The sequence below is a fragment of the Lutibacter sp. genome, from assembly GCF_041596795.1.
In the GTDB taxonomy this organism is placed as follows: Bacteria; Bacteroidota; Bacteroidia; order Flavobacteriales; family Flavobacteriaceae; genus Lutibacter.
In genome coordinates this window covers 1-2,352 of the sequence record NZ_JBFHHX010000257.1, presented here as the reverse complement: position 1 = coordinate 2,352, position 2,352 = coordinate 1, and the positions used below count along the sequence as shown (strand labels likewise).

The following is a 2,352-nucleotide window of genomic DNA, read 5'->3' as shown; positions in this document are numbered from 1 at the left end:
TAAGTTGGTGCTTGTTCATCGGTAATCAATTTACCATCTTTAAGCTTTGTCATTAAAGCTTGTACCTCTTTTTCTTGACTGTCAATATTTTGTTGCACCAAAGCATCATACTTTGGTTTAACAGCTGCATCAGCTTGTAGTTTAGCTACAGCATCAACAATACTTTCATCAGCTCCAAGTTTAAGAGTTTCTCTTAATTGCTTTTCAAGTTCCATATCTGTGTTTAAATAATTATGTACTAAGTTGGTTTCAAAAAAATTGAATGCCTCTTCAGGCGATTTGAAGTTTTTTGGCAAATTCTTTTTAATCTTACTTTCAGAAACATTTCCTACAAGCTTCATTAATTTTGCCTCATCCGCTTTTATAAAGTGGTCTAAACCGTCCATCCATTTTGCTGCTACTTCTTCAGATGTCATTCCAGTTCTTTCGGCTAGTATAGAAATCATATCATCTTCATAGCCTTGTATCATTTCAGCAGTATTTCGCACTTCGTCAGCAGTTCCGTACGCACCACCTTTAGCTTTATGGTTCATTATTCTTGCCATATTGCCCATCTCTAAATTATCAACTGGTATTGCCATTGCTATAATGCTACCCATTGAAGCTGCCAAACCTTCAATTTTACCAGTTATTTTTACAGATCCTTCAGCTGCAGTTTCTTTTATATGGTTGTAAACAGGAATTCCTTCTGTAATACTCCCACCATAAAGATTTACAATATCAATGTGTATATGAGTGTTTGTTGCCTTTAAGGTATTGAACATCTCAATAAACTTTGCAGAGTTAAAAGAGTTCTCAGAATTATAAGAAGCAACGTATCCAGTTAATGTAACTGAAGCTTTTTGCTGCTTTTTATCCTCGTTAACAATGGTAAAGTTTTTAATCATTTCTCTGGTTTTGTTGAAGCAAAATTGCATCGTTTGTGTGGCGTTCACAAATAAGAAATCAACCATTGTAATTAAAACTGCAACCATTGTAACTAATCTCACAATGGTTGATTTTAGTTTTTAAATACCGAGCCTAATGTTTCAATTTTGTTGTGTAAATAATTCAATTATGCAAGACATATTAGTAGATGACTCAGGAAATTTACGCATAGAAAATGGCGACTTTGTTATTGGTAATAGCACTCTGCAACACCAACAACATATCATTTTAGCTCAAAAAGGAGAATGGAAAGAAACACCAGAATTAGGTGTTGGTGTGGAAACTGAGTTAAATAATGAAAACCCAAGAGAATTATTATCTAAAATTCGCAGAAACTTTGAGTACGATGGTATGACTGTGAAAAAATTAAACATTGCAACTAATGGCAACATACTAATTGATGCCGAATACAATTAACAATATGGCTGGTGGAAGATTAAATAAAAATGAAGCTGACAAAAAGAAACGTCAAGGCTTACGAATGTTTATTAATGGCTTTTCAAAAGATGAGATTGCCGATATTTTAGAAGTACATATTGAGACTATTAAACGCTGGGCAAACCAGTTTAATTGGGAAGATGAAAAAGACGTACACTCTATTAGCATTGTTGAATTAAGAAAGGAAGTACTACAAACATTTGCAGATATGAAGGAAGGTAAAACACCTAAACTATCTGCAGATCAGTTGTCAAAATTAGCAGCCACTTTTGATAAGTTAAGCGATAATAAAAAAGCATTAAGCTACATGTATCAAAACTTCGAAAGTTTAAGCAATGCCATTTTAAAAGATGCTTTAAGCGAGCGTGCTAAAAAAACCAAAGATTATAAATTGGAAGTTGCTAAATACGTTCGTGAAGTAATGGATCAATTAACCAGTGCCACCTATAAAGAAGTTTTTAATGACTAAAACAGAGCTAAAAATAGCACAGGAAAAATTTGCAGAACGCAGTAAGTTTATAAAATCTGCAACGCTGTTAAGTATTGCAGAAAAGACTGAAACAATAGCAGACCAGGAAGCTCGTATAAAACGTTTATTAAAACCAAACCACTACAACGAGTTTTTTGATTATTACTTTGGTATGAATGCGCCTGTTCCTTTAGCCGATGCTCCGTGTGCCGATTTTCACCAAAGCTCATATATTAAAGTTTTTAACGATCCATTTATTGTGCAAATGCGCCAATGGTTTCGTGGTGCTGCAAAATCTATCCATACCAATGTGGGTAATGTATTGCATTTAAAACAAAACGATTTATTAAACTTTGCTTTGTTAATTGGTAGAAACCATGATGCCGCCAAACTATTATTAGGAGACATTCAAATGCACCTAGAAAGTAACGAGCGTATTATCAAAGATTTTGGAATGCAAATGAGTTACGGTAACTGGGCAGATGGCGAGTTTGAAACGCAAGACAGTAAGTACTTTA

Annotated in this window: 3 protein-coding genes and 1 pseudogene; 3 read left to right on the top strand and 1 reads right to left on the bottom strand. The window is 34.1% G+C overall.

What is annotated here, in order from left to right:
* Positions 1-989 (bottom strand): ATP-dependent Clp protease proteolytic subunit (locus tag ABY298_RS16065; protein ID WP_372747054.1); only part of this gene is annotated, 989 nt, incomplete at its 3' end.
* A gap of 67 nt (positions 990-1,056) precedes the next feature.
* On the opposite strand from ABY298_RS16065, the gene ABY298_RS16060 reads away from it, so the two are divergent.
* From ABY298_RS16060 to ABY298_RS16050, 3 genes and pseudogenes are all read left to right on the top strand, one after another.
* Positions 1,057-1,344, top strand: a complete 288-nt coding sequence (locus ABY298_RS16060; RefSeq protein WP_372747053.1) for an oxidase — start codon at positions 1,057-1,059, stop codon at positions 1,342-1,344.
* A complete protein-coding gene (locus tag ABY298_RS16055; protein ID WP_372747052.1) occupies positions 1,328-1,834 on the top strand; it encodes a hypothetical protein in 507 nt (168 codons plus the stop codon). Before ABY298_RS16060 ends, ABY298_RS16055 begins: the two co-directional genes overlap by 17 nt.
* Positions 1,827-2,352 (top strand): annotated as a pseudogene (locus ABY298_RS16050) (hypothetical protein); the annotation flags it as partial. The gene ABY298_RS16055 and the pseudogene ABY298_RS16050, both read left to right, overlap by 8 nt.